Annotated in this window: 2 protein-coding genes; both read right to left on the bottom strand. The window is 33.0% G+C overall.

The genetic code is table 11. The annotated features are described in order from the left end of the window. Positions 1-193: hypothetical protein (locus tag ACOI1C_RS22735; RefSeq protein ID WP_422512900.1), on the bottom strand; the 193-nt coding region annotated here is incomplete at its 3' end. Then, the gene (locus ACOI1C_RS22730) at positions 190-426 is read right to left on the bottom strand and encodes a hypothetical protein (protein WP_422512899.1); all 237 of its coding nucleotides are present in this window, start codon (positions 424-426) and stop codon (positions 190-192) included. The genes ACOI1C_RS22730 and ACOI1C_RS22735, both read right to left, overlap by 4 nt. Positions 427-594 lie beyond the last annotated feature (168 nt).

Here is a 594-nt window from a genome sequence, read left to right as displayed (position 1 = left end):
TGTGCTTCCCTCCTGGTAGACCTTTAATCATAACAGCTCTTCCTGGTAGATGAATGTTTAACTCTTTATATCTAAAGTAATGTTCGACTGATTCCTTTAAGTACAATGAAATCCTAGGTAACTCTTGGGTTTGTCTCCATTTATCAAGATCAAGTAATGAATGGATAGCTGATTTTCTCCAGTATACCTTCATTTATTACTTCCTAGCATCGAAGTTATTTCTTTGTTAGATAGTAATGGATTTTCATCTTCTTCTAAAGCTTGTAAAAGAAGTTCCTCTTCTTCTGAATCAGTTACCTCATATATGTTTTCTTTAATTTGTTCTACTTCTACTAATAGAAACTTTCGCTCACCTACTTGAATATAATTCTCACCGGATTTAATTGCATATTGAATGTCTTCATTTTCAACCTTAATAGGATTCAATTTTCACCCCTCCTTTTTTTATTTGGAAATATTATAGCATAATTTTGAATACATGAGTAATCAATGCAACTTATCAAATAGTATCCTAAGAGATTAAAACTAAAAAGAAGCACGAGAACCGTCCCCGTGCTTCTTCCCGTGCTTCTTCAAAGTCTACTTGAAGTTCCT

It is taken from the genome of Bacillus sp. DJP31 (genome assembly GCF_049310945.1).
GTDB lineage: Bacteria > Bacillota > Bacilli > Bacillales > SA4 > Bacillus_BS.
The sequence above is the reverse complement of the archived record's forward strand: the minus strand, read 5'-3'. Positions and strand labels throughout refer to the sequence as shown.